The 26,348-nt window shown below is 39.5% G+C and carries 27 protein-coding genes; 10 read left to right on the top strand and 17 right to left on the bottom strand.

From position 1 onward, the window contains the following. Positions 1 to 242: 242 nt before the first annotated feature. Positions 243 to 995, bottom strand: a complete 753-nt coding sequence (locus MHH88_RS08940; protein ID WP_339262510.1) for an alpha/beta fold hydrolase — start codon at positions 993 to 995, stop codon at positions 243 to 245. A gap of 301 nt (positions 996 to 1,296) precedes the next feature. Between MHH88_RS08940 and MHH88_RS08935 the strand changes: the two genes are divergently transcribed. Continuing rightward, the gene (locus tag MHH88_RS08935; RefSeq protein WP_069511369.1) at positions 1,297 to 2,199 is read left to right on the top strand and encodes a LysR family transcriptional regulator; all 903 of its coding nucleotides are present in this window, start codon (positions 1,297 to 1,299) and stop codon (positions 2,197 to 2,199) included. A 137-nt stretch (positions 2,200 to 2,336) separates the two neighbouring features. Here MHH88_RS08935 and MHH88_RS08930 read toward each other — a convergent pair whose 3' ends face one another. Both MHH88_RS08930 and MHH88_RS08925 read right to left on the bottom strand, forming a co-directional pair. Continuing rightward, positions 2,337 to 3,134, bottom strand: coding sequence for a DUF1835 domain-containing protein (locus tag MHH88_RS08930; RefSeq protein ID WP_339262509.1), 798 nt, complete (start codon positions 3,132 to 3,134; stop codon positions 2,337 to 2,339). A gap of 14 nt (positions 3,135 to 3,148) precedes the next feature. Continuing rightward, positions 3,149 to 3,772 (bottom strand): LysE family translocator, encoded by a 624-nt coding sequence (locus tag MHH88_RS08925; protein WP_339262507.1) that lies wholly within the window; start codon positions 3,770 to 3,772, stop codon positions 3,149 to 3,151. A gap of 229 nt (positions 3,773 to 4,001) precedes the next feature. On the opposite strand from MHH88_RS08925, the gene MHH88_RS08920 reads away from it, so the two are divergent. The 7 genes from MHH88_RS08920 (at position 4,002) to MHH88_RS08890 (ending at position 11,053) form a co-directional block, all read left to right on the top strand. Then, a complete protein-coding gene (locus tag MHH88_RS08920) occupies positions 4,002 to 4,385 on the top strand; it encodes a sodium:proton antiporter (protein WP_339262505.1) in 384 nt (127 codons plus the stop codon). 489 nt (positions 4,386 to 4,874) lie between these two features. Beyond that, complete coding sequence (gene proB / locus MHH88_RS08915) at positions 4,875 to 5,969, top strand: glutamate 5-kinase (protein ID WP_069511376.1); 1,095 nt, start codon at positions 4,875 to 4,877, stop codon at positions 5,967 to 5,969. 11 nt (positions 5,970 to 5,980) lie between these two features. Further along, entirely contained in the window at positions 5,981 to 7,231 is a 1,251-nt protein-coding gene (locus tag MHH88_RS08910; RefSeq protein ID WP_339262503.1) for a glutamate-5-semialdehyde dehydrogenase, read from the top strand. 110 nt (positions 7,232 to 7,341) lie between these two features. Beyond that, a complete protein-coding gene (locus MHH88_RS08905) occupies positions 7,342 to 8,220 on the top strand; it encodes a DMT family transporter (protein WP_339262502.1) in 879 nt (292 codons plus the stop codon). Positions 8,221 to 8,247: 27 nt separating this feature from the next. Then, positions 8,248 to 9,210 carry a carbohydrate kinase gene (locus MHH88_RS08900; protein ID WP_339262501.1) on the top strand — a complete coding sequence of 321 codons (963 nt, stop codon included), beginning with the start codon at positions 8,248 to 8,250 and terminating at the stop codon, positions 9,208 to 9,210. Positions 9,211 to 9,393: 183 nt separating this feature from the next. Continuing rightward, positions 9,394 to 9,891 (top strand): sigma-70 family RNA polymerase sigma factor, encoded by a 498-nt coding sequence (locus tag MHH88_RS08895; protein WP_229389400.1) that lies wholly within the window; start codon positions 9,394 to 9,396, stop codon positions 9,889 to 9,891. Further along, complete coding sequence (locus tag MHH88_RS08890) at positions 9,884 to 11,053, top strand: hypothetical protein (RefSeq protein ID WP_339262500.1); 1,170 nt, start codon at positions 9,884 to 9,886, stop codon at positions 11,051 to 11,053. Before MHH88_RS08895 ends, MHH88_RS08890 begins: the two co-directional genes overlap by 8 nt. Positions 11,054 to 11,241: 188 nt before the next feature. On the opposite strand, the gene MHH88_RS08885 is transcribed toward MHH88_RS08890, so the two are convergent. The 14 genes from MHH88_RS08885 to MHH88_RS08820 form a co-directional block, all read right to left on the bottom strand. Next, on the bottom strand, positions 11,242 to 11,685 hold the full coding sequence (locus MHH88_RS08885; RefSeq protein WP_339262499.1) for a GNAT family N-acetyltransferase: 444 nt from the start codon (positions 11,683 to 11,685) through the stop codon (positions 11,242 to 11,244). Positions 11,686 to 11,763: 78 nt separating this feature from the next. Further along, positions 11,764 to 12,591 carry an ABC transporter permease gene (locus MHH88_RS08880; protein ID WP_339262497.1) on the bottom strand — a complete coding sequence of 276 codons (828 nt, stop codon included), beginning with the start codon at positions 12,589 to 12,591 and terminating at the stop codon, positions 11,764 to 11,766. A gap of 12 nt (positions 12,592 to 12,603) precedes the next feature. Beyond that, on the bottom strand, positions 12,604 to 13,545 hold the full coding sequence (locus tag MHH88_RS08875) for an ABC transporter permease (RefSeq protein WP_339262495.1): 942 nt from the start codon (positions 13,543 to 13,545) through the stop codon (positions 12,604 to 12,606). A 16-nt stretch (positions 13,546 to 13,561) separates the two neighbouring features. Continuing rightward, positions 13,562 to 15,091, bottom strand: a complete 1,530-nt coding sequence (locus MHH88_RS08870) for an ABC transporter substrate-binding protein (protein ID WP_339263026.1) — start codon at positions 15,089 to 15,091, stop codon at positions 13,562 to 13,564. 26 nt (positions 15,092 to 15,117) lie between these two features. Next, entirely contained in the window at positions 15,118 to 16,104 is a 987-nt protein-coding gene (locus MHH88_RS08865; protein ID WP_339262493.1) for a P1 family peptidase, read from the bottom strand. A gap of 35 nt (positions 16,105 to 16,139) precedes the next feature. Then, on the bottom strand, positions 16,140 to 17,117 hold the full coding sequence (locus MHH88_RS08860) for a dipeptide ABC transporter ATP-binding protein (RefSeq protein ID WP_339262492.1): 978 nt from the start codon (positions 17,115 to 17,117) through the stop codon (positions 16,140 to 16,142). Next, a complete protein-coding gene (locus MHH88_RS08855; RefSeq protein ID WP_339262491.1) occupies positions 17,092 to 18,120 on the bottom strand; it encodes an ABC transporter ATP-binding protein in 1,029 nt (342 codons plus the stop codon). Before MHH88_RS08855 ends, MHH88_RS08860 begins: the two co-directional genes overlap by 26 nt. Positions 18,121 to 18,135: 15 nt before the next feature. Then, a complete protein-coding gene (locus tag MHH88_RS08850; RefSeq protein ID WP_339262490.1) occupies positions 18,136 to 19,590 on the bottom strand; it encodes an aldehyde dehydrogenase family protein in 1,455 nt (484 codons plus the stop codon). 10 nt (positions 19,591 to 19,600) lie between these two features. Next, positions 19,601 to 20,347 carry a glucose 1-dehydrogenase gene (locus MHH88_RS08845; RefSeq protein ID WP_339262488.1) on the bottom strand — a complete coding sequence of 249 codons (747 nt, stop codon included), beginning with the start codon at positions 20,345 to 20,347 and terminating at the stop codon, positions 19,601 to 19,603. A gap of 1 nt (position 20,348) precedes the next feature. Further along, the gene (locus MHH88_RS08840) at positions 20,349 to 21,431 is read right to left on the bottom strand and encodes a tartrate dehydrogenase (protein WP_339262487.1); all 1,083 of its coding nucleotides are present in this window, start codon (positions 21,429 to 21,431) and stop codon (positions 20,349 to 20,351) included. Next, entirely contained in the window at positions 21,431 to 22,660 is a 1,230-nt protein-coding gene (locus MHH88_RS08835) for a M20 family metallopeptidase (protein ID WP_339262486.1), read from the bottom strand. Before MHH88_RS08835 ends, MHH88_RS08840 begins: the two co-directional genes overlap by 1 nt. Positions 22,661 to 23,006: 346 nt before the next feature. Beyond that, positions 23,007 to 23,651, bottom strand: a complete 645-nt coding sequence (locus tag MHH88_RS08830; protein ID WP_339263024.1) for a DUF3885 domain-containing protein — start codon at positions 23,649 to 23,651, stop codon at positions 23,007 to 23,009. Positions 23,652 to 23,867: 216 nt separating this feature from the next. After that, complete coding sequence (locus MHH88_RS08825; protein WP_339262484.1) at positions 23,868 to 24,635, bottom strand: hypothetical protein; 768 nt, start codon at positions 24,633 to 24,635, stop codon at positions 23,868 to 23,870. Between the two features lie 61 nt (positions 24,636 to 24,696). After that, positions 24,697 to 25,113 carry an Rrf2 family transcriptional regulator gene (locus tag MHH88_RS08820; RefSeq protein WP_069511398.1) on the bottom strand — a complete coding sequence of 139 codons (417 nt, stop codon included), beginning with the start codon at positions 25,111 to 25,113 and terminating at the stop codon, positions 24,697 to 24,699. A 127-nt stretch (positions 25,114 to 25,240) separates the two neighbouring features. Between MHH88_RS08820 and MHH88_RS08815 the strand changes: the two genes are divergently transcribed. Both MHH88_RS08815 and MHH88_RS08810 read left to right on the top strand, forming a co-directional pair. Next, positions 25,241 to 25,561: a hypothetical protein gene (locus MHH88_RS08815; protein WP_339262482.1), complete on the top strand. Its 321-nt coding sequence runs from the start codon at positions 25,241 to 25,243 to the stop codon at positions 25,559 to 25,561. Continuing rightward, positions 25,477 to 26,199: an alpha/beta hydrolase gene (locus MHH88_RS08810; protein ID WP_339263022.1), complete on the top strand. Its 723-nt coding sequence runs from the start codon at positions 25,477 to 25,479 to the stop codon at positions 26,197 to 26,199. The genes MHH88_RS08815 and MHH88_RS08810 overlap by 85 nt, the downstream gene beginning before the upstream one ends. Positions 26,200 to 26,348: the final 149 nt, after the last annotated feature.

Here is a 26,348-nt window from a genome sequence, read left to right as displayed (position 1 = left end):
TACTTCAGCTAGAGTTCGAACCACTACTCTTCAGTAATTTTATCGCATTCGTTGTTCACTAATAGAAATAAAGGTGTTTTGCTGAAATAAGTTAAATCGAATGAATTTTCACTACAATTTCATTATGGTAACAGGCATTTATTATAAAAACAATAGTTTTTTCTAAGATAAATGCTAATAGTACAGTTCCTAGCTTATTAAGTAAAAATTAACAAATAAAAAGAGCTGTCAGAAGACAGCTCTTAGTTTGCAACAGACCACTCTATATGGTTTAAAAAATTGTACACGTCTTCATACACTTTATCACGTTCTTTATCTAACGTAATAATATGACCAGAATTTTCATACCAAATAATTTCTTTATCATCTGTTTTAACTGTATCTAAAATAAACGGAGCGCTTTGTTGATATAGCTCATCGTCTAATAATCCTTGCAATACTAAAGTTGGTGCTTTAATTGCAGGTAAATCTTCACGTGTTTCTTCTGTTAAGCGTGTTACGCCATCTAAAGAATCTTTTGGTGAAATGCGTAATTCATGTAGTTCAGAAATAATTTGATCTTTGGACTTGTTTTCAAAGTGTTTATAAAGTCTTGCATAATTGTATAAACGTGTAAATAATCCTTTTGAGCTATCGCGTGTTATCGGCGCACACATGGCAACAACTCCTTTAACAGGAAATTGCTCTGCTACTTTTAATGAAAAAACTCCGCCAAGTGAAATGCCTACTACTGCGATTTCTTCATATCCTTTTTCTTTTAGGAAGTTGTAGCCTTCTACTACATCGTTCCACCAGTCTTCAGGTTTTGTTTCTAGTAGGGCTTCCGGTTCTACCCCGTGCCCACTATAGATAGGTGCATGAACGGTATAACCACGTTTGGATAAAAATTCCCCTAGCTTTTTCACATCTTTTGTGCTACCTGTAAATCCATGCAGTAATAGTACGGCTTTTTTGCCTCCCTCAATTGTTAGAGGTTGCGGCTTTGATAACTTCATTTTATAATATCCCCTTCACGGAAATTTGTATTTGTGTATTTTATGTGTCTATCTTAACACCCTTTATTCATAATGTACAATTTATAGTTTTTATCGTTTCGATACGTTTTATGCATGAATGGTGTAAGGTTAATTCCTTCTGTAATCACCCTTTGGAGGTGCTTCTAAATTTAAAAAATTCATTTGTTTAATTTCCGATGAGCTGCCATTTAAAATTTTCCCAAGTTGCCTATACTTCCTATCCTTTTACCGTTATAATGCAGGTAACTAATATCCATACTATTATTAGAGGTGAGTGAAATTGGAATGGCAACAATTGGAATATTTTGCAACAGTAGCGAAGCTTGAACATATGACACGTGCAGCAGATGTTTTAGCGATTTCACAGCCTGCACTAAGTCGTTCGATTTCAAAGCTTGAGGAGGAATTAGGTGTTCCTTTATTTGACCGCCAAGGACGTTCAATCATGCTAAATCGCTACGGAGAATTGTTTTTATATCGCGTGCAACGTATGCGTAAAGAATATGAAAAAGCTGTTTTAGAATTACAGGAGCTCAATAATCCTGAGCTTGGAGATGTGTCACTGGGCTTCTTACATACACTTGGAACAAGTATAGTCCCTGATTTGATCCGCGCCTTTCGTCAGCAACATCCGCATATCCGCTTTCATTTCACACAAAACTATTCGCACTCCCAGCTTAAACAACTACTTGCAGGTGAGCTAGATCTTTGTTTGCTTGCAGCAATTGATACCGAACCACCTGTTTGTTGGAAAGAACTATGGAGAGATGAGCTTTATATCATGGTGCCCATCGATCATCATCTAGCCAATCGTAAAAGTATAACGATGAAAGAACTAGAGCATGAAAACTTTGTCCTTATGAAAAAAGGCTATGCATTACGCCGGACTGCTGATCGACTGTTAAATGCTGCGGGCATTAAGCCTAAAATTACGTATGAAGGTGATGAGGTCTCTACCGTTGCTGGCTTTGTAGGAGCTGGTCTTGGGGTATCCCTCCTACCTGATGATGAAGACCTTAATCCAAATAAGGTCGTAAAAATACATGTTGAAGATATGGTATGTGAACGCATAATTGGAATGGCTTGGATTGAAAATCGTTACCTTCCACCTTCCGCACGGCAATTCCAGCAATTTGTTCTTGATTATTATGAGAAGATGGGTCCTTCGAGAGAACGCGACTAAAGAGGCTGGCACTCAAAATGAAGGAACAAAAAGATGGGTGAATTTTGCTCAAAAAGTAAGACGCGAACAACAACATAACAAAAAAGTGTTAGATTGACTTCAAATCAATCTAACACTTTTTCTCATGAGCGTTTAACTTATTGTCCAATATAGTTTATTTTATATGCATTTATATCCGTTGTGTCACCGCTTATTTCAAATAGTCCTTGTTGAGCCAAGTAGAGTAATCGATTTTCAATAAATGTTTCATTTATATAGTCATTCGTTATATTTACCATTTGCCCAATAACATTCACTGGTGAAAGCCATTGCTCATTGTTGCTAGCTTGTAAATATTTTGCACTGTTCATAATTTTTTCATCAAACATATTCTCGTTTACATGAACAATGCCATTTTGCCAAACTCGCAATATACTTTGATTTCGCTTGAGCTCGTCCCATTCTTTAGCTAGACGCTGACACTCCTCAATTGTAAAACGCTTCGCTTCTGGACGTAACTTCATTAACATATCCGCTGATAACTCACCGGTATAACGAATGGACATGTCTTGTTGTATGCGCTGTAAACCAGCCGTGGCATCTATACCAAATACCATGCTGCATTTATTGACAAACTCACTCATCACATAACGTAAAGCAATTTCTTCATGCGCATTTTGACTATACCAAATCCAAACATCCAGATCACATGGGATGCCAGCTATCGCTTTTGTCCACTTGTTGTGGATGTCTTCATATAATTCTTGTTCTTCTACATCCTTAAAAATATGGGTATCCAACCAATTTTTTCGCTCTTCCATACTTGTAAGTGGGCCAATAGAGAAATTATCATTAATACAAATCACTGACTCTTCCCGCTGTAAATGGTTTTGTCGAATCGCGTGTTTAATGGACCCTTGTGTAGACAAGCTAAAGGTAATATGTAAAATAGCCATACAATCTCCTCCTTTTATTGTTTACTAAGTGCGATTTTTATACCGATAAATGTAAATAGTACACCTTGTACGATATTCAGGCGTTTTGCAATAGTAGGTTTACCTATAATTATTCCCCTTACTTTCCCAGCAAAAACACTAACTAATGAAAATAGAATCAGTGCCTGCACTAAAAATACCATCCCCAAAATAAGCATTTGTAACGCCACATGTCCAAGTAACGGATTTACAAACTGTGGCAATAGTGCTAAGAAAAATAAAGAAACTTTTGGATTTAAGATATTCATTAAAATTCCTTTTCGATATAGCAAAGCGAACGTATGAATATTTTGGTGCTCCAATGTAAATGCATCATTCTTCGCTCGAAATGATTGCCATGCTAAGTATAATAAATAGGCAGCCCCAGCAAATTTGACAATCGAAAACATAACGGTCGATTGATAGACAATGGCTGAGATACCTAAAACTGCAGCTCCGATATGTACAAGTAAGCCCGTACATAAACCTAGTGAAGTCGCAATTCCAGCCTTTTTATCTTGTGTAATGCTTTGCGCAAGGACAAATAAATTGTCCGGCCCCGGCATTATAGTTAAAATAATAGCTGCACCTAAAAATGCTAGTAACGACGAAAGTTCCAATTTTACCCTTCCCCCCGCTATTTGTTAGAAAAAACCATAATTACAATGGTTGTATTTACATTATACTACACGCCACTTGTAACTTTATGACTATATATAATTTTTTTATAGAAAATTATTATCCTCATTAATGCTCGCTCACGCAACATTTCTCTTCGTTTATGCATTATAATAGAATTCAACACTATGAATTCAATCCTTATTGTATTAAGAAAGAGGTGATTCGTCGATGGCAGTAAGCGATATTGTTCAAGAATTTGAGGACGAGCAAGGAAATGTTTTTTATAAAATGAAAACACACGATATCAAGGTTCAAGCAATGCATTCTGCAGGCTTAGCACCCGTTATTACCTACTGGATTGGCGAAAATGATATTACGGAAGATATTCGAAATCTTCGTTTTAGTCCAAGGCCCCCATCTAGTTATATTCAAGATTATGATGAATTTCAATCAATGCTCTATGCAAAAGAGCAACGTGCGATTAACGCACTCTATGAAAAAATAAGTATTAAACCTAAAAACATGACAACAGGGAAACAAATTTTGTGGAGTTTCTTTGTGATGATATTGGCGATGCTGCCTCTATTCGTTGCCATTTGGTGGTTAAAATAATAGTAACTTCTCAATATTCAAATGTTTATTGATAGTTGTAAACCTCTGCGATTTGTCCTAATTTATACACAATTTTTCTATTCAGCTTGACAGACACAAAGAAGTAGTGCATTCTTTATTCAATTAGTAGTATGAATGAGAACTTGTGGTTATGTTATATCCGCAATCTCTGCAAAATACATGATACCAATAAAACGAACGAAGATTAGTACGTAGAAACTAATTGGTAAGAGAGCGATGTCCATCGGCTGTAAGACATTGTACAAAAAAGACTACAGAACCTACTTCGTGAAACGTCCTAGCCAAACTAGGCGCAGTCTCAAGCGTTATGAGGAAAGTGGAATATCTCAAGATATTCAATGTAGGTGGTACCACGGAAAGCAACCTTTTCGTCCTAATTTTTAGGACGAAAAGGTTTTTTTATCTTTATTCAGCAATTTGTGGCTTAGGCGATGGGAATGCCCCAAATGGTGAACTGGAGGAATTAGGATGGAAAGAAAAAGAATTGTTGTAAAAATCGGCAGTAGCTCCTTAACTAATGCAAAAGGCGAAATTGATAAAGTACGCTTAATGGATCACGTGCAAGCTATTGCGGAATTAAAAAAATGTGGACATGAAGTTTTACTAGTTTCGTCAGGTGCTGTAGCAGCAGGCTTTAAACAACTCGGCTACCCTTCTCGCCCTGTGACAGTAAAAGGGAAACAAGCAGCAGCAGCAGTCGGTCAAAGTTTGCTTATCCAAACCTATCATGCACTATTTAGTATTTATGATATAATGCCTGCTCAAATTTTACTTACACGGACTGATTTTTCGAAAAAAGAACGCTATAAAAATGCCTATGCAACATTTGAGGAATTACTTGAGCGCTCGATGCTCCCAATTATTAATGAAAACGATACGGTATCTGTTAGCGAATTAACATTTGGGGATAATGATATGCTATCCGCACTTGTCAGTGGGCTTGTTCATGCAGACCAGCTCATTATTCTGACAGACATTAATGGTTTATACGATGCCAATCCCAATAAAAATCCGCAAGCAAAACGCATTGATCGGTTAACAGAAGTAACAGACGAAATGCTAGGCTTCGCTGACGGTGCTGGCTCTAAAGTTGGAACAGGTGGTATGGAGTCCAAACTATTAGCAGCCCGTGCAGCTTTAAATGCAGGCGTTAAAGTATTTATCGGAACGGGCTACGGGGCTCAAAAGCTAATCCATATTTTAGATGGTCATGGCGATGGCACATATGTAGAACATGAAGCACTCGCTGTCTTAACAAATAATAAACAGTGGATTGCGCTAACGGAAATTTCTGGTAAAATTTTTATAGATAACGGTGCAGAGCACGCATTATTAGAAAATGGCAAAAGCTTACTTCCAGCAGGTGTCTATCGTGTTGAAGGAGACTTCGAACAAGGTGACGTTGTTGAAGTATACAGCCATAATAAGCTGATTGGGCGCGGCGAAGTTTTATATTCATCACTCGAGCTAGCACACGCAATGGGAAAACGAACTGATGAATTAACCAATTACCCGATAGAGGTTATTCATCGGGATAAATGGTTAAAAATACAAACGAAATAGGAGGAAATCAAATGACAAGTGAAGTATATCAAAAAGGAAAACGAGCAAAGGCAGCAAGCTATGTTTTAAATATTAAAACAACATGCGAAAAAAATGATGCCTTAACGAAAATTGCGGAACAATTACTAATCGATCAAGATATGATAATTTCTGAAAATTTAAAGGATTTAGCAAATGGTAAAGACAAAGGCATGCCTACTTCAACACTTGATCGCATTATGTTAAACAAGGAACGTATTACAGCAATGGCAGATGCCATTCATTTATTAGTGAAATTAAATGATCCAGTTGGAACTACGCTTGAGCATATTGAAAAGGATAATGGCTTACTTATTGAGAAGCGGATGGTGCCAATTGGGGTGATTGGCATAATCTATGAGGCTAGACCAAATGTTACGGTCGATGCAGCTACATTATCATTGAAAACGGGTAATGCTGTACTATTACGAGGTAGTTCCTCAGCCAAATTTTCAAATATTGCCCTTGTTTCAAGTATCCACCGAGCACTTGAAAAAACGTCTATCCCAGTCGATGCAGTGCAATTAATCGAAGATACAAGTCGTGACACAGCAAAGGAATTATTCCATTTAAAAGAATTTCTTGATGTACTAATTCCACGCGGTGGTAAAGCTCTGATTGATTTAGTTGTTCGTGAAGCTTCTGTGCCTGTGCTTGAAACAGGAGCAGGCAATTGCCATATTTATGTGGACCAAACAGCCGATTACATAAAAGCAGAAAACATTTGTCGAAATGCAAAAACACAACGTCCTTCTGTTTGTAATGCAGCAGAAAGCTTACTAATTCATCCGGAGTGGTTTAGTGAACACGGTACACAGTTGCTAAACGCACTGCATGAAGCAGGCGTGACAATTGTAGGTGATGCGACAGTTTGCCAAGCGGTGGATTTTGCGCAGCCCGCTACAGAGGAAGACTTTGCAACAGAATACCTAGATTTAAAGATTAGCGTCAAAATTGTCGAAAACGTTTATGAGGCTATCGAGCACATTAATCAATATGGTACAAACCACTCGGAGGCCATTGTTACTGAAGATCAGCTTGTGGCAGATACATTTTTAAATAGTGTAGACGCGGCGGCGGTTTATCATAACGCTTCTACTCGCTTTACAGATGGCTTTGAATTTGGCTATGGCGCTGAAATCGGGATTAGTACACAAAAATTACATGCCCGTGGACCAATGGGCTTACCAGCATTAACATCTACAAAGTATTTCATCCATGGAAATGGGCAAATCCGTGAGTAATCGTTTTCTAATGAACAAGAGCCGACAGTAGACAACGCTGTCGGTTTCTCCATTATAGTGATAGCTAAAAATTAGTAGCCATTTCATTACTACTAGAAAGCAGGTTTGTTATGAATGTCTCAGCAATCATAAAACTTACAGTGTCTATGGCCATTTTTGGCTCCATCGGCTTTTTTACGATCCATACTGGCGTACCCGCTACAGAGCTAGTCTTTATCCGTTGTGTTTGTGCAACACTCTTTCTTGGCGCCTTATGGCTAATTACGGGCGGGCATAAAACAGAGGTCTGGAACAAAAAGGAACTATTGCGCACCCTTCTTTGTGGAGTCTTTATCGTCTTAAACTGGGTGTTTTTATTTAAAGCTTTTGAGGAGATGTCGATTTCAATCGCCATTTCAATCTATAATTTAGCACCTATTTTTGTGCTTATTTTAGGGGCGTTATTGCTTAAAGAAAAAATGACTATACAAGCCCTTGTCGCAACGGTAACTTGTTTTATCGGCAGTATTTTTATTATTGGATTACAAAATTTTATTTCATTATCTGAATTTATGCAGTCCGGTTTTGTGTGGGCATTGCTCTCCGCTTTATTTTATGCATTTACGATGTTAACGAGCAGAACGATAAAAAATTTAAGCGCCTATGCCTTAACGTTTATACAAACGGCTGTTGGTATTGTGATGCTAGTACCGTTTGTAGATTTTTCATTATTTGAAGGATTGACAACAACGAATTGGCTTTATATTTTAGGGACAGGCTTTATTCATACTGGATTTGTTTATTATTTATTTTTTGATAGTATTCGTAGCCTATCTACTATACTAGTGTCTGTTTTAGTATTTGTAGATCCCGTTGTCGCTATCTTATTAGATATGTTACTGCTTGATTTCATGCCTAGCGCTATTCAAACGCTTGGTATCTTACTCATTTTTTCTGGGATTTTTTATACTATTTATATTCCAAAGCAAAAAGCTCCTTTGCAGGAATGAAGATTTGATTGGACAAGGAGGTATTGTATGCGAAAATTGTATGCAATTGGTGAACTCTTAATTGACTTTACGCCCGCTGGACAAAGTGGCTCGCTTTTATCGGTCGAACAGTTTACGAAAAATGCGGGTGGTGCACCGGCGAATGTAGCAGCAGTCTGCGCAAAATTAGGCCAATCTGCTGCCCTACTAACACAAGTTGGGCAAGATGCATTTGGGGACTTTTTAATTGCTACCGTGAAACAAGCTGGCGTAGATACGCAGTATATCGCACAAACAGCGGATGGTGAAACAAGCCTTGCCTTTGTATCCTTGACAGCGGATGGTGAACGTGACTTTTTATTTTATCGAAAAAATGCGGCTGATTTGTTATACAGCTCACAACAATTGCCGACTAACTTACTAACAGCTCATGATCTTCTCCACTTTTGTTCGGTGAACTTAGTAGATAGTCCAATGAAGCAAACACATAAGGCGATTATTGAGCAAGCTCATGCGATGGGGAGTCTTGTCTCTTTTGACCCGAACGTACGCCTCCCCCTTTGGCATGACGCTGAAGCATGTCGGAAAACGATTTTAAACTTTATTCCGCGTGCGCATATCGTAAAGCTTTCCGATGATGAACTATCGTTTTTAACGCATATAGACGATGAGCAGCAAGCCGTGCAGTCATTATTTCAAGACAAGGTTCAAGTCATTTTCGTCACGCATGGTGCACAAGGAGCTAGTCTTTACACGAAGCAACAGCATGTAAAAGTTGCTGCTGAAGTTGTACAAGCGCTTGATACAACAGGTGCAGGTGATGCCTTTATCGGTGCGATTTTAAGTATGTTGTTGCAGAAAAACATTACAGTGGAGTCGCTCGCAGCCTTTTGCGAAACATTTGCTACGCCCCTTCTTACCTTTGCCAACCGTTATGCTGCTATATCCACAACAAAACATGGTGCCATCACATCTTACCCAACATTACAGGAAGTCCCTATTTCGTTTTAAATTAAAGACTCCATTTTGACATACTCAAAATGGAGTTTGTTTTATAGGTAATACATTATCCATAGCCCCCCTCCCTATTTTTGTAATAATCATATAGAAGACTTGTAACTATTTTCATTATTTTGAACAATTTTCTTGAATTTTTACGTCTAAGAGTTAAAAGACATGTAAGGTGGTAGTTTTATGGAACAGCTAGTGGAGGAATATGGTGAATACCTTTTCCATCTGAGCTATTTATATGTAAAGGATCAGCAACTCGCAGAAGAAATTACGCAAGATGTTTTTTTGACCTTTGTCACAAAGGGTGATGCTTTTCGCAAGGACGCAACACTGAAAACCTATTTAACCAGAATTTTAATTAATCGATGTCACGATGAACTGCGTAAAATAAAGCGCAGAAACGTGCTGCAATTTTTAACTCCTTTTTGGTCGAACGAAAAATCTGCTGAACAGGAAGTCATGCAACAACAACAATTTCTATCTTTAAAGGAAGAAGTAATGAGTTTACCAATTCACTATCGAGAAGCTATTATTTTGTTCTATTATGAAGAATTTAAGGCATCAGAAATTGCAGACTTGCTAAATATTTCTCAAAATACTGTGCGCACAAGATTACGTAGAGGAAAAGAATTACTAAAATCAAAATTATCAGCACAGCCGGAGGTGTTTATCCATGAATAATTTAAAGGAGCAACTAAAGCGAGAACTTCGTGCAGACGTTCCATTTACGGAGGACATGAAACAACGTATGCTTACACCTAAGCGACCTGTAAAAATACGCACTCCAAACCAGCATTGGCAAGTACCCTTAATAGCGCTGACATTTGTTTTGATTGTAGGCTTCGTTTTGAAGTTACAATTTACACCGCATGAGGCAACTGCGTCTAAAACCGTTTCGACATTACCTACAGACCCTGATGACCTTGTTTCACTACTGCAAAAAAATGAAACTATACTACCGATTATCGAATCGAAAAACTTAAAAGTCATTAACCCAACTATCTCTTATGTTATGGGGAAACAGTGGGCATTATCAAATCTACCCATGGTGATTGATCCACAAGGAGAAATTGAAGTAGGTGATTATATTGCATACTATGATCGTTACGATATCGTAGTTTCTCCGGTATTTGGTATTGAAGGCGATCACGTACAATCATCGAATGGACAAGTATCGTTAAATGGCAAGTTCCTTGCTTTGCCGGGGGCAGTGGCTCCTGTGCAATTTCCTCAACCTGAACAGCAGGAAATTTATAAATATTATTATAACAGTCGCTTCCATATGGGCGATGCTAAAATGCAAACGATTGATGTAAACCTTGTACCATTGCACGAAAATGAGTATGCCGTTTATATGAATAAAAAAGGTGGGACAGTTGGAGTAGTAAAGAATGATACATTCATCGGTAAAATTGTCGGAGTAAAAAAACTTGAGCCAACCTTTACGTTAACCACCGAAGAACAATCACTTTATAATGCGTTTAAAGAAAATTATGATTTAAATATCCTTAAAGGTGTTAAACCACTAACTGTTGCGAAAATGTATGCATTTTCAGAAGCACAAGGCGATTATTTAACACATTATTCATTATTAGCGAAACATACACGTTCCGAAATTGAAAAGTATTTAGACAAACAAAATATAAAAGAATATTATTTCACAAGGGAAATTCAAATGCTTATAAGCGCTTATAATTATAATGGTATTGAGGAAGCAGAATTTGAACAACTTAGTGAATCGCAAGGAACCATTCAATTCTTTATCCCGTTTACAAATGTACCTTTCAAAATGAAAATGATTAAAAATGAACAAGGTGTATGGCATCCAACCACTGATTTTTAACAATTAGAAAAGTCTTCTCATAAAAATTCATTTGAGAAGACCTTTTCATTCTAGTACATCGCGGGTAATGGATCTCGATTCGCGGGTATTCCTATGTTTTTCGCGGGTAAATGCTCTCATTTCGCGGGTAAACTCTCCACTTCCGCGGGTAAATGCATTCAATTCGCGGATATTTAATCTACTACAAGTTAAGCTTTGTTAAATTGCTTTTTCATTAAAACATGTGGGATGCCTGCGTCCAAATATTCCTCTCCTGTGCGACGATAGCCAAACTTTTCATAAAAGCCCTCTGCATATACTTGTGCACTAAGTTTTGATTGCGTTAAACCTTTCTTCTCCTGCGCTAACGACTCAAGCTTTTCAATGATCACTTTTCCGAGCCCGCATTTACGAAATGGCTGTAAAATACAAATTCGTTCCAGTTTGCCATAGCCGTCTACTACACGTAATCGAGCTGTACCAACGGGTTGTTTATTGATATACACAAGAATATGTTCACAAGACGCAGCAAGTGTATCAAATTCATCATATTCTTCGGATGCTGGAATTTGTTGCTCCTCTATAAATACAGCTTTGCGAATAGCTAAAGCCGTTTGCAAATCGCTGTCTGTTGTAATAATGGTTGCGTTCATTAATATAGTCCTCCTCAGTTATGAGCATATAATTACTATAGTATAGAACGTTTTATATACCATTGCCAATCACTAAAACTATGATTTTGAGCGGGGGTCCATATAATCCCTCAATGCATTGCTCAACATATACAACCCTAGCACTAATAAAGTAATCGCTCCGCCTGGCGCAAATGTATACCACGAAGCTTTTACTAAATACGCTTGCGAATCTTTTAACATACGCCCCCAACTAGGATTTGGTGGTTGAACGCCAAGCCCTAGATAACTTAGTGCTGCTTCCGCAAGCATGGCCGTCGCAAAAGTAACCGTTGCTGCCACAATAATTTGGGATGATATATTAGGTAAAATATGACGAAACATAATGTTATAAGGTTTGACTCCAATTAATTTAGCGGCTAGTACGTATTCGGCATCCCGATGTTGGACAAAGCCACTGCGTGCAATTCGAGCAATGGCAGGTATGGCAATCACACCAAGGGCAATTGCGGTATTGACTACGCCTGGCCCGAAAACAGCTACTAGCATTAACGCTAAAATTATGCCTGGAAACGCCATTAGCGCATCCATTAAGCGCATAAACAGTTCATCGACCCAGCCACCTAGAAAACCTGCTAGTCCACCGATTAAAATACCAAATGATGTACCGATAATGACCGTTAATAAACCTACCGCAAAGGCTGTTTGTGTCCCCTTCATCATCCGACTAAAAATATCACGTCCAAATTCATCTGTACCAAATAGAAACTTACTACTTGGGCTGTGTAATTTTTCGGGAATATTCATCGTATTCACATCATACGGCGTATAAAAGAAGCTAGTAATCATAACAAGTAAAAACCCGACGATGACGAGTAGACCAATGAGTAAATTTATATTTTTCATATATCGTTTCACAATGTCCATTGCATCCACCTCTCATCGTAATCGGATTCTTTGATCTAACACAGAATATAAAATATCGACGATAAAATTAATAACAACAACGGCTACCGTAATATACATCACGATGCCTTGCACTAGTGGGAAATCGCGATTACTAATCGCTGTAATCAATAGCTGTCCAACACCTGGCAAGGAAAATACCTGCTCTACAATAATCGTTCCTGCCACAACTTCTGCCATTACCAAACCAAAAACTGTCAAAATCGGAATCATGGCATTTTTTAACACATGCTTATACATCACATTCCGTTCCGACATCCCCTTACTGCGAATTGTCCGTACATAATCAAGTTGAATTTGTTCTAAAATGGCCGTTCGCACGTAACGGAAGTTGACGGCAATTTGAGGTATAGCGATAGTTAACGCCGGCAGAATAAGCGTACTTAACGCCCCGGCAACACTTTGTGACCACGGAATATAGCCACTAATTTTAAAAAAACTAAACTGCATGCCCACATATAAAATTAGCATCATCCCGAGCCAAAATGAAGGCACTGCCATCCCAATTTGTGTCAATGTCGATAAGGATACATCGCTCAGCTTATTTTGGCGTCTCGCTGCAAACATCCCAAGTGGCAAGGAAACCATTAATACAATGGTTAATGTTAGGACAGCTAACGACATCGTAACAGGCAGTCTATCCAATAATAAGTCTTTTACAGGCATGGAGAAACGAATGGAATGGCCTAATTCGCCAGTCAATAACCCCTTTATCCAATCAGTGTATTGTTCATAAAGGGGGCGGTTCAAACCAAGCTCAGACCGCAAGTTTTCAATTTGTGTAGGATCTGCTTCTGTTCCTAACATTGTTCGAACAGGATCCCCAGGCAAAATTTGAAAAACACCAAATGTAATCATCGACACTAGAAGAATCGTTGTCATTAACAGGATGAATCGACGTATCATATACATCATTTGCAATCATCTCTTTCTAGTTTGAGAATTTTACCTCGGACATATCATGGAACCAGAATGGATAACTCTTCAGCCCTGTCACTTGCTTGTCAGAACCCCAGACGATTTGGTAATCCGCTACATAAACCGACACTGCCTGCTCCGCTAAAATTTCTTGTGCACGTTGGTAATAAGCAATTTGCTTTGCCGTGTCTGTTTCCTTTAAAACGTCAGCCATGATGTTGTCGTATTCCTCATTCTTAAATAAGAAGAAGTTTTCACTCTCATTGGTAGAAATATAGTCATTTAGAATTTCATAGGCAGAGGCACGACCTGTTAAATCAATCGTCGTCATAGTATAGTCGCGACCAAAGTACACACGATCAAGCCAAATCCCCCACTCCACCACTTCAATCTCTACATCTACACCAATTTCTTTAAGGTTAGCGGCAACAATTTGCGCTATATTGGAATAAATATCGTTATGAGAAGATACAGTAATTTTGGTTTTAAAGCCGTCTGGGTAACCTGCTTCAGCTAATAATGCCTTGGCCTTTGCCACATCAAGCTTGTACTTATCTTCTAACCCCTTTTTTTGATAGTCTCCCATTGCTGGACTCATGTTCGAGCCAAGTGGTACAGCATAACCCGCAAATACAGAATCAATAATATCCGCTTTACTGATGGCATAGTTCATGGCCTGACGCACTTTGATATTATCAAACGGTGCTTTCGTTTCATTAAACGTGACAATTAAAGAAGAGTTATTGTTTTGATGCGATAAATGATGGCTATTTTCCACCTCATTTACGCGTTGCCAAGGGACACTTGTTAAATCTACTTCATTTGCCATTAAGCTCATAATGGCTGCTTGATCATCGGATTGGAACGCAAAAGTTACTTTATCTAAGTAAGGCAAGCCTTCTTTCCAATAGCTTTCATTCTTTTTCAACACTAAATTTGAGCCTGGGGCATATTTCACATATGCAAAAGGACCAGTCCCTATTGGGTTTTCATTGTGCTTGCCATCATTACTTTTCGGTATAATGGCTGCTTGGCGAGCAGTCAGGGAATAGAGGAAATTAGAATTCGGTTCTTTTAACTTAATGACAAAAGTCGTCGTATCTGGGGCTTCGGTAGATGCTACATTATCAAAGTTATTCGACATTTTTTCGCCACCATTTTTGCCCATTAAGCGATCAAACGAATATTGAATATCTTCTATTGTTAAATCCTCGCCATTATGAAATTTCACATCTGAACGAATTTTAAACGTATAAGTTAAACCATCCTGTGAAATTTCATAGCTTTCCGCAAGCCCTTCTTTTAAGGAGCCATCTGTTTCGGGTGCCATCAATCCTTCAAAAATATTAAGAATCATCTGATAGGAAATTGATGCTGTTGCTTTATGAGGATCTAAAAAATCCGGGTCGTCATTAATGCGGACTACAATTTCTTGCGGTGTATCTGTTGTTACTTGCGCATTTGTAGGTACTTTATTTGTATCTTTATTGTCATTATCATTTGAACATGCGCTAATCATCACCCCTAAAAGCAGTAACAACATTAGGAAAACCCAATTTCTACTCTGCTTCAAAGTATTTCTCCCCCTTTATTCTGTTGTTGTATACTTGTATAACTTGCTACATCCTCTAATTGAGTAGCACCTTTAACACCAGCAATAATCGCTTCCTCCACGACCTTTGTTGCTAAATGTCCAATATAGTCCACTGGATAGGTTTGCTGTCCTGTGCCTAAAACAAAAATCGTATCGCCGTCTAGCATTGTATGGACAGGATAAATCGTACGTGCTAAGGCATTTTGTGCTAGTTGGGCGATTTTTTTCGCCTCTGCCTTTGTTAACTTTGCATTCATCGCAACAACGCCAATGGTCGTATTGGTACCAGCGAGTGCCTGCGATTGACCATGCTCTTCTAAATAGGAACAACTATCCAGCCATTGCCCTGTTGCTCGGTTACGCGCCCCAGCAATCGTTGTTCGAGTAGTAGGATCCTTTACATCGCCTACTGCATTGACCGCTACCATAGCCCCTACGATAAGCCCATCCTTCCCTACAAGCGAACTACTGCCTAAACCACCTTTCATACAAAATTGTGGACCTGCTAATTTGCCAACTGTTGCACCATAGCCTGCGCCTATATTGCCATTTACAAAAGCACCAATCTTGGCATTTTTCGCTGCTTCATAACCCATCTGAGTTGATGGTCTTATATGTGCGTCACCAATAAATAAATCAAATAATACTGCACTAGGTACAATTGGTATTTTGGTAACACCCGCATCTACCCCTACACCTTGTTCCTCTAAGTAATGCATAACACCTGTTGCGGCATCCAAACCAAATGCACTGCCACCCGCTAGACAAATGCCATGCACTTGTTGAATTTCATTAATAGGATCCAATGCATCTGTTTCACGCGTGCCCGGTGCAGAGCCTCGCACATCGACACCACAAACAGCACCGTCTTCCACTAAAATAACGGAGCATCCCGTGATGCCTTCTCTATCTTCCGCATGCCCTACTTTTACGCCTGGTACATCGGTAATATTGCCAAACATTAACCCACCTCCTTTTTAAAAATTGAATATTCTGATTATTTTTCATATAAAAAGCACGCTACTTGCTGATGCTCATTTTTTTGTTGCAATGGAGGCCGCGCTAGCCGACATTGCTCCATGACAAACGGACAGCGTGTATGGAACACGCAACCAATCGGTGGATTCATCGGGCTTGGTAGCTCCCCCTGTAATGGGACTAATTGCTTCGGTTCATCAAAATTCACAACAGGAATCGCAGAAAGTAACGCTTGTGTATATGGATGAAGTGGATGTGCATACAATTCTTTTTTTGTGCCTACTTCCACAATCCTTCCTAAATACAGCACTGCAACACGATCGCTAATATGTTTGACAACACTTAAATCATGGGAAATAAATAAATATGTTAATTGAAATTCATCCTGTAAATCCATCATCAAGTTTAATACTTGGGATTGTATGGACACATCTAAAGCAGAAACTGGCTCATCTGCTATGATAAACTCCGGATTGATGGCAAGTGCTCTGGCAATGCCTATTCGTTGTCTTTGCCCACCTGAAAATTCATGGGGAAATTTGTGCATAGCATCTTCCGGTAAACCAACCTTTTGTAATAGTTCTCTGACCCGTTTTTTACGCTGCTCTTTCGTTAATGGCAATTGTAAAGCCATTGGTTCCTCAATAATGGCGCCTATACGCATGCGTGGATTTAATGATGCAAAGGGATCTTGAAAAATCATTTGCATTTGGTTGCGATATTTTTGCAATTCGCGCCCCTTCAAATGATGAATGGCTTGGCCTTTATACAAAATTTCTCCAGCTGTCGGTTCAACAAGCTTTAAAATCGCGCGCCCAAATGTTGACTTTCCAGACCCTGATTCCCCAACAATACCAAGTGTCTCCCCACGGAAGATGTCAATTGAAATATCATCAACAGCCTTAACGACTTTTTTTGCTTCTTTCATAGACTTACGTTTCACAGGAAAATAAGCTTTTAAATGATGAATTTCAAGTAATACTTCTTTGTCCGTCATTTACCAACGCCCCTTCCTCCGTGTATAAATGACACCTTACATGATGTTGATGCTCCAACAACGTAACTTCTGGTAAAACACGACGGCAATGCTCCATCACAAAAGGACAACGTGGTGCAAAACGACAGCCATCTGGTAATGCATAGGCGGGTGGTACAGTGCCTGAGATAGATGGTAATCTTTTTATATCGGTTTCTAAGGTAGGCATCGTTTTTAATAAGGCAATTGTATAGGGATGTTTAGGTTCGAGAAATAACGCACGAACAGGCGCTTCCTCCACAATTTGCCCAGCATACATTACCATGACGCGATCTGCGGTTTCAGCAACAACACTCATATCATGTGTAATAAACAAAATGGCTGATTGCTGTTCTTTTTTCAGCTTCATCATTAACGTTAAAATTTGTGCTTGCACCGTAACATCCAATGCCGTTGTCGGCTCATCTGCAATTAATAGTTGGGGGTTATTGGACATTGCAATAGCAATCATCACACGTTGTCGCATGCCACCGGATAACTGATGCGGGTATTCAGTGAGAACCTTTTCTGCATTGCCGATACCCACTTCTTTTAATAGTTGTAGTGACTTTTCTTTCGCTTGTTTTGCAGATATTTTTTGATGCCTACGAATCGCTTCCATCATTTGATTGCCAATGGTAAAAACGGGGTCAAGAGATGTCATCGGTTCTTGAAAAATCATGCTCACTTCATTGCCTCGAATCTTACTCATTTCTTTATTATTCATAGCGAGTAGATTTTTATTGTTTAATGTAATGGAACCGGCGGATATTTCTCCAGGAGGCATCGGAAGCAAGCGCATGATTGACAGCGATGTCATACTCTTGCCACTGCCTGATTCTCCTACAAGGGCTACCGTTTCACCTTTATAAATAACAAAGCTAACATCATCGACTACTTTTGCCTTTTTCCCATTTTTTAAATGAAATTGGACGTGTAATTGCTTTACTTCCAATAACACTTGCTTGTCTTGTGCTTGTTCCACTTGCTCCCCCCCTGTTCACGTACGCTCAGGTGTTGCATAGCGTATCGCAATATTTTTCATTTGGGTATAATTTCTTAGTGCCACAAAGCCTTTTTCACGACCAATTCCGCTCTTTTTATAACCACCAAACGGCATTTGAATCCCACCTGCTGCGCCATAATTATTGACAAATACTTGTCCTGCCTTCACTCGGCTAGCGACATAATGAGCAGTATCTAAATCTTTAGACCAAACACCAGCTACTAATCCATAATCCGTACCATTGGCTAAGGCAATTGCTTCCTCCACTGTTGAAAACGTCAATATAGTTAACACCGGTCCGAAAATTTCCTCCTGCGCCAGTTCAGCGTCGGCATCTACGCCATCGAGAATCGTTGGTTGGATATAGTAACCTTTTTCATAGCCTTTAATTGTTAGCGTGTCACCACCTGTGATCACATAACCATCCTCTTTTGCTTGTTGCAACAGTGCAGAAATCTTTACATATTGCCGTTCATTTAATAATGGGCCCATATCGACATCCGCTTCCCCCGGGCCAATCTTTAAAGTTTGAAACCTGTCAACTAACCGCTTGATAAACAACGCTTTTGCATCTTCTTCAATTAGTAAGCGCGCACCAGCAGAGCATGTTTGCCCCGCATTTTGAATAATGGCACGGACTACGCCTTCTAATGCCTGTTCCATTGGTGCATCCGCAAACACAATATTCGGGGACTTTCCACCGAGTTCTAATGTGACAGGTACGATGTTTTGGGCTGCTGCTTTCATCACTTCTATACCCGTAGCAACAGAACCAGTAAATGTAATATGATTAATATCAGGATGCCTCGTTAACAGTGGACCTACCTCACGACCTAATCCCGTAATATGTTGGAAAATCCCTTTTGGGAATTTTCGGGCAAACCATTGTGTCATTGCATGCGTTGTCAATGGGGTATCTTCCGCACTTTTGACAATGACTGCATTTCCTGTTGCAATTGCTGCGGCAACGCTTCTTGCCGTAATTTGTAAAGGATAATTCCACGGTACAATATGGACGGTAATCCCTACAGGCTCTAGCACGACAGCATTTAATATACCGTCTTCGATAGGGATCGTGTCTCCCATCAGTTTATCGGCAGCCCCACCGTAAAACTCAAAGTAACGTGCTGCTGCTTCAACATCGGCACGTGCTTGTGTTAAGGGCTTTCCAACATCCCGACATTCTAGCAAACTCCATTCTTCAGCATGCATGCGAATATACTGTGCTAGTTCGAGTAATAATTGACCACGCTCAAAAGCTTTCACTTGGCGCCACTCTTCACTTTCAAAAGCAATACGCGCTGCTTGTACCGCCTCGTTTACCTGTGCCTTACTAGCATTTGTTAGTTGCGCAAGTACTTCACCAGTAGAAGGATTCACAACATCTATAAACGCCTGACCGTCTCCTTGTACCCACTTTCCATTTATTAGCATCGGTATAATTTGCATCGTACTCCTCCTATAAGCCACGGCCTCCGTCTACATGTAACGTTGTCCCTGTTACCATACAAGCTGCATCTGATAGTAGGTAACTTACGGCACCTGCAATATCAGATGGAGCGACTAAACGTCCAAGTGGCACTGATTGTATAAAAACATTGTGCTTTGCATGTTCCGCATCGGCACCATGTGCAGTAAACTGTGCTAGCATTTGCGTGTCTGCTGGTCCTGGATGAATGGTATTAACCCGGATTTGATGGGAGGCAAGCTCAATTGCCAGCCCACGTGAAAAGCTTTCCGCCGCTCCTTTAGAAGCAATATACGCCTGCAAACCGGGACGAGGACGCACCGCAGAAATCGATGCAATGGTCACAATCGAACCTTTTTTCCGCTTCTTCATATACGGCACAATGGCCTTTGTTGTAATAAACAGACTTTTCACATTTACGTCCATTAGTCGATTCCAGTCATCCATTGTAACTTGCTCAATCGGTGTCGCAGCCTGTGCAATGCCTAATGCATTGACCAAGCCATCAATTCGTCCATACTTGACGTAAACTTCATGGACAATGGCTTGTATGCTATCTTCTTGCAAAACATTGACTTCATATGTTTGCAAAGATTGTTGCGCTAGATGAGCGAGTGAAGTAACCGATAAATCAAGACCTATGACAATATGTCCTCGGTCAAGTTGGTCTTCTATGATCGCCTTCCCCATTCCTCCCCCAGCACCTGTTACAATGATTACTTGCTGTGTAACTGCCATCTTACACACCCCTTGCTGTTTGTTTAATGTTTTCAAGCGCCTGACAAATAGCATCCCCCATCTGTGTAGTTGTTGCCTGTCCGCCAATATCTGCTGTTCGCACGGCTCCCTCGATTAACACTGCTTCAATTGCCGCAACGATTCGCTTTTCTAAATCAGGTCTTCCAATATGCCCAAGCAATAACGCAAGTGACCAAATTTGCGCAATCGGATTGGCAATCCCTTTCCCTGCAATATTGGGTGCAGAACCGTGCACTGGTTCAAACATTGATGGAAACGCTTTTTCAGGATTTAAATTTGCCGAAGGAGATAATCCTAGCCCCCCAACAAGTGCCGACCCTAAATCCGATAATATATCGCCGAATAAATTCGATGCCACTACTACTTCAAAATCTTGCGGCCGCTCTACAAAATAAGCGACTAATGCATCGATATAGAGAGATTCCAACGTTAAAGGTGGCGAAGCTTGTGCCACAACATCTTTCGTCATCTCATCCCAAAATTTCATAGAATAGAGAATGGCATTTGACTTCGTTGCACTGGTAATTTTCGACTTGCCATTTTGATTAGCATAATCACACGCGGCTTGTACAATTTTTTCAACACCGAGCCGTGTCATTATCGTATTTTGAATCGCCATTTCCTGTGGCTGGTTGTGATAAATATGTCCACCACTATTCGAATATTCCCCTTCTGTATTTTCACGGAAAATAACCATATCGATATCTTTGCTATTCGCCAATGGTGAAGCAATGCCCTGTAGTGATTTGACTGGTCTAAAATTGACATATTGCTGGAATTGTTTACGAATCGGCATGATAAATTCCCATATCGTAACATCATCTGGCACACGCGCATCACCAATCGCACCGAATAATATCGCATCATAGTTTCTTAATGTAGTGAGCGCATCTTTTGGCATCATACAACCATGCTGCACATAATAATCCGAGCTCCACGGAAAAATGGTCGTTTCAATGTCTAAAGATGGGTCATCTTGGCGCAGTTGTGCAAGCACTTTTAATGCTTCTGCCATCACTTCCTTACCAATACCGTCTCCAGGAATAACTGCGATTTTGACCATTATGCATCACCTGCTAAAAACTTTAATGCTGCTAAACGATAAATAGCCGTCGTTTCAGCAAGCTCTTCAATATCGACATATTCATCAATTTGATGCGGTAGTTCACGGTCACCCGCCCCAACAGTGACGATTGGTATACCATGTACATGGAGGAAGGTTCCATCCGTAGCACCTGGCACTCCGTTATAAATCGGCTCTTTTTGCGTCACCTCTGCGACCGCTTCGTAAATAGCTTGGACAACTGGCTGTTCTTTTGTAGTAGCGGTTGCTGGGCGATTATCCAGCACCGTAAGCTCTACTTTAAAGTCTGGGTCATCTGCTTGGAGTCGTTGAATAATGGCATCGATTTTGCCTAATAATTCATCATGATCCTGGGCTGGAACGGTGCGAATATCTAGCGTCGTCATACAATGATCAGGGATTACATTAATTTGCGCATCCCCTTTTACTGGTGCACGTAAAATCGTTGGTGTAATGGATGACCAGTTAAGCATTGGATCACGTCCTAAACGCGCTTGCTCTTCTTTCTCTAACTTTTCAAGCTCCACAATCAAGCGTGCCATCCGCCAATTCGGATTAATGCCACTCCAAGAAATCGCGCCATGTGCCATTTTGCCGAAAATATCGACCTGTAAGCGAATAGCACCTCGTTGTGCAATGCAAACATTATTTTCTTGTGGCTCACAAATAATGGCACCATCTACGCCATCCGCCCAGCCATTGCGAATAAAATGTTTTATGCCTAACATGAGCCCTTCTTCATCACAGGGGATACATAAAATAATTTTGCCCGTAAATTCCTCGCCATCTAGTAGCAATGACTGACAAGCTGTTATCATACAAGCGAGATTGCCTTTTGTATCATTCGTCCCGCGTCCATACATACGTCCATCAATAATTTCCGCACCGAATGGCTCATATGTCCATGCTTCACGATTGCCTTCGGTTACAACATCTGTATGTCCTTCAAAAAGTAGCGTTTTCCCTGGCTTCCCCGAATCAATAATGCCAATAACATTCGGTCTACCAGGCACAACTTCTTCCACAAACGTTTCAATACCGCTAGCCCGCAAATATTGCGCCACGTAATTGGCTACTTCCTGTTCATTGCCATGCGGGTCATTTTCGCGGTAGACACTTTCAATCCGCACGAGCTTTTGTGTTAAGGCAATAACCGTTTCCCGATCTCGTTGATACGTTGCCGTTGTCTTGATCGTTGGTTCAAGCATATATGAAGCCTCCTTTATATTAGAAAATATTTACAATTTATATTTTCATATTGTATATTTACTAATATATTGGACAAAATGATAATCATTCATAGAATCACACGAACTTTTTTTACCGCTTTTTCCCAATAGAAAGCACTCGCCCAAAACGCCATAAAAGTTACGTTTTGAGCGAGTGCTTATGTATTTTAATCTTCAGCTTTTACGCATACTTAATAAAATCCATCGTGAGCTTTTGATACTAGTGCGCAATATCTTCGGTAATTAAGGTGGATGCTATTAGCTCCAATAGTCGATTTCTTTCGCTTACAGAAGGCACATTTTTTTTCATAAAGGCAGACATTAACTATGTTCTGTTAAAAACCTTATCAATTTCCGCTCTGTCATAGTCTAAAATCCAGTCATTATGCTTCTTGTAAATATCTTTTATTGCAGCGGGAGAAGTTGCCAACAAATCACAACCTCTGTCATCATAGACTTGAAAAATGGTCTTTCTATTAATATTAATGAAGTAAACACTATGGGAAATACGCGGTTTCAATCCTAAGTCTTGATTGCAAATGGCTTTTAACAGTGGCATATAGTTCAAATCGGAAGTTTTACATTGTAAAGTAAATCGATGCGTTATTAATTTCCCATCTTCATTATCTTCAGGGAATATATACGGTAACGCTTCATGCTTTAATTTCAATAATAAAGATTTGTTCACATAACGTGGAAAATTTTTTAATTTACGTTTTAAGTTTCTATTATTTTTCACATCATGAATATCCATCACTACAAAAATCTCATCATTTAGAGTATGTATGGCTTCAAACAAAGTAATTGCTCTGTTATAACACCCTAACACATAAGGGTTATTTGGATAATCATATTCACTTTTCCAATTAACACCAAGTTCAAAACGAATCCCTATATCCCAACTATAAAATAAAGGTAGTCTAAGTTGTAAATTATGGTAATGTTCGCGCATAAAGTTATTTAACTGCATTTTATCACCTCTCATTATTATCTCTTCAATATTTAGAATATCTGGGAAACACAAACTACTATGTTTCAAATAACTATAAATGTTAGTATATTAGCTCCTTACCGAATAAACAGTGGTTTCTAATAACTTACACTCGCCCAAAACGCTTTAAAAGCAACATTTTAGGCGAGTGTTTGTATACATATATTAATATCGGTTTTGAACACCTCTATTTACTTAACTCCCAGCTAATAAATAGTACTCATACTTAGTGAAGTCCATCTTATGCTTGATTTTCTTTTGGAAAAACTTCGCATTGTCCTCTGTAATTTTGTATGAACCTGTAACTGGATGAATAGAAGATAATTGGAAAATAGTTTGCAACTCCTCTAAAGTAATATCGGTCAATAATTCACTATCTTCGATTATTGCCTCTCCTGGAAAACTCCATGACACTTCTCGTATAACATTCTTTTCAGAAAGATAATAGGGAGACATCATTTGCTCTACAAAAAGACATTGCTCGCTCGCAAATTGAAGTGCTTCCTGTTGTATGCTGTTAGCTCCAATAAACATATAGTAGTCATAACCGAACTGGACAAAGAAATCCTCGGTAATCAATTGGCAATGAATAAACTCTCGCAACACCATTTTACAGACGATAGGAATTTGAGCAATGGTTACTAGCATATCTTCTGCCAACGGCATCGTATCAAACGCAGCATCATATAAAGGAGAACTTTTATCCACGTCAGACAGACCATATGTCTCAAGATGGATTAGTCGGACACTCTTTATTTGATAGACCGCAAGAAATTTCATCACCGTATCCACATATGCTTTCTCGACCTGTAAATAGTCGTCTAACGTTAATATTTCTACAAGAAAAGATTTCCCGATATCTGAAGAACTTGTCCACTCATCTCTCAAATAATGTCCTTCAGCATTTCGATAAACAGGATTATACTTAGTAATACGCCATTGATAGTCGATTTCTCTATGCACAGATAGATGCACCTCCATTTTTAAAATAAGTACAAAATCTAAGCATTTTACTCCCTACCACCTATTGACTTCTATTCTCCAAAATATCTTGAATTGTATAGTCTGCCAGTACCGATTGAAACGTTTTTTCGGCTTTTGCAATAACCATGGAGATAAAACGTTCTGAACCGGTAGATGGCACCGACCAATAGGGTGTTTCATTGTCATTTCCTAACACTTTATAAATATCTTGCATCGTAATTTGCGCTGGTGTCTTATTGAGACAGTAGCCCCCATAGCGACCACTATGCGCCTGTACATAATCTTGTTCTGCGAGTTTTGCGAGCATTTTTCTAATGAATGTAGCATCTTCCCCTAGTGTCTCTGCAATCACATTACTTTTTAGTAGTTCCTTCGATTCCGCCATTAGGACAATTGCTCGCAATGCGACATGGAACCATTTTGGCCCAAGATCACCCGATTGGATAAGTAACTGCATTGTCATTCCCCCAATTTTCAAAATACTCTATTTTTTCATTTGACTTCTCTTACTCATTGTACTATATTTTAATTGTGATATTTTAATCACAATTAAAATATCGTTTCACTATAAGGAGGGCATACAAGTGGAAAACCGAGTACACCCTGAATTAAAAACGTTCTTTTCAGCTATGGAAGATTTGCATTTAACAAGAGAGAATATTGCACAGTCGCGTGGTGCGATGAATGAAATGCTTAGCGGTGACGAAGTGAAAATGGAGAATGTTAAGATTTCAGAGCGCTTTATTGCTAGTCCTAACGGGCCCCAGACGTTCGTATTCGCATTTATGAACCAGTTGAAACATATGGCGCTGTACCTGCTATTTTATATATTCATGGTGGGGGATTTATCATTGGCTCAATCGAGATGTTTGATGCAAGTTGTCAGATGCTTGTTGCTCACTTAGATTGTGTTGTCGTTTCAGTTGGCTATCGCTTAGCACCTGAACATCCTTACCCTGCTGGCGTAGAAGATTGCTATACAGCCCTTGAATGGCTAGCGGCAAATGCTTCTGAACTAGGGATTGATTTAACACGGCTTGCTGTCCATGGTGCAAGTGCTGGAGGTGGATTAACTGCCGCGGTTTCCTTGTTGGCACGGGATCGAAAAGGGCCGAAAATTGCTTTTCAAATGCCACTTTATCCGATGATTGATAATCGTTGTATTTTACCGTCAAATGATGAAATTACTGATGCTAGAGTATGGAATGGTCCGCAAAATCAGCGTGCATGGGAAATGTATTTAGGGCCTCATTACGCTAGTGAAGCGCCTATTTATGCAGCTCCTCTGCATGCAGACGATTATGCTAATCTTCCTCCTACGTATACATTTATCGGCGATTTGGATCCATTCCGTGATGAAACTATTGAATATGTTGCGAGGCTTACGAAAGCGGGCGTACCGACCGAATTTCATCTATACCCTGGATGCTTCCATGGCTTTGAACACATGGTCCCACAAGTAGAAATTAGTCAACGAGCAATTGCAAATTATATGTATGCCTTTAAGAAAGCATTTGAAAAAGCGGCTTCACCTACTACTTAAATTACTTTTCCATGCCTGATAGCGATACTGGAGAATTTATTGGCGATTCTCTTGATTCTAGCAGCGAAAAATACAGAGGTTGGGACAAAAGAGAAAAGGTGTTAGATTGATGGCAGTCAATCTAACACTTTTTTGCTACGCCGTTGTTG

This window comes from Lysinibacillus sp. FSL K6-3209 (assembly GCF_037976175.1).
Classification (GTDB): Bacteria; Bacillota; Bacilli; order Bacillales_A; family Planococcaceae; genus Lysinibacillus; species Lysinibacillus sphaericus_D.
Note: the sequence above shows the minus strand (reverse complement) of the source record. Positions and strands in the feature narration are given on the sequence as shown.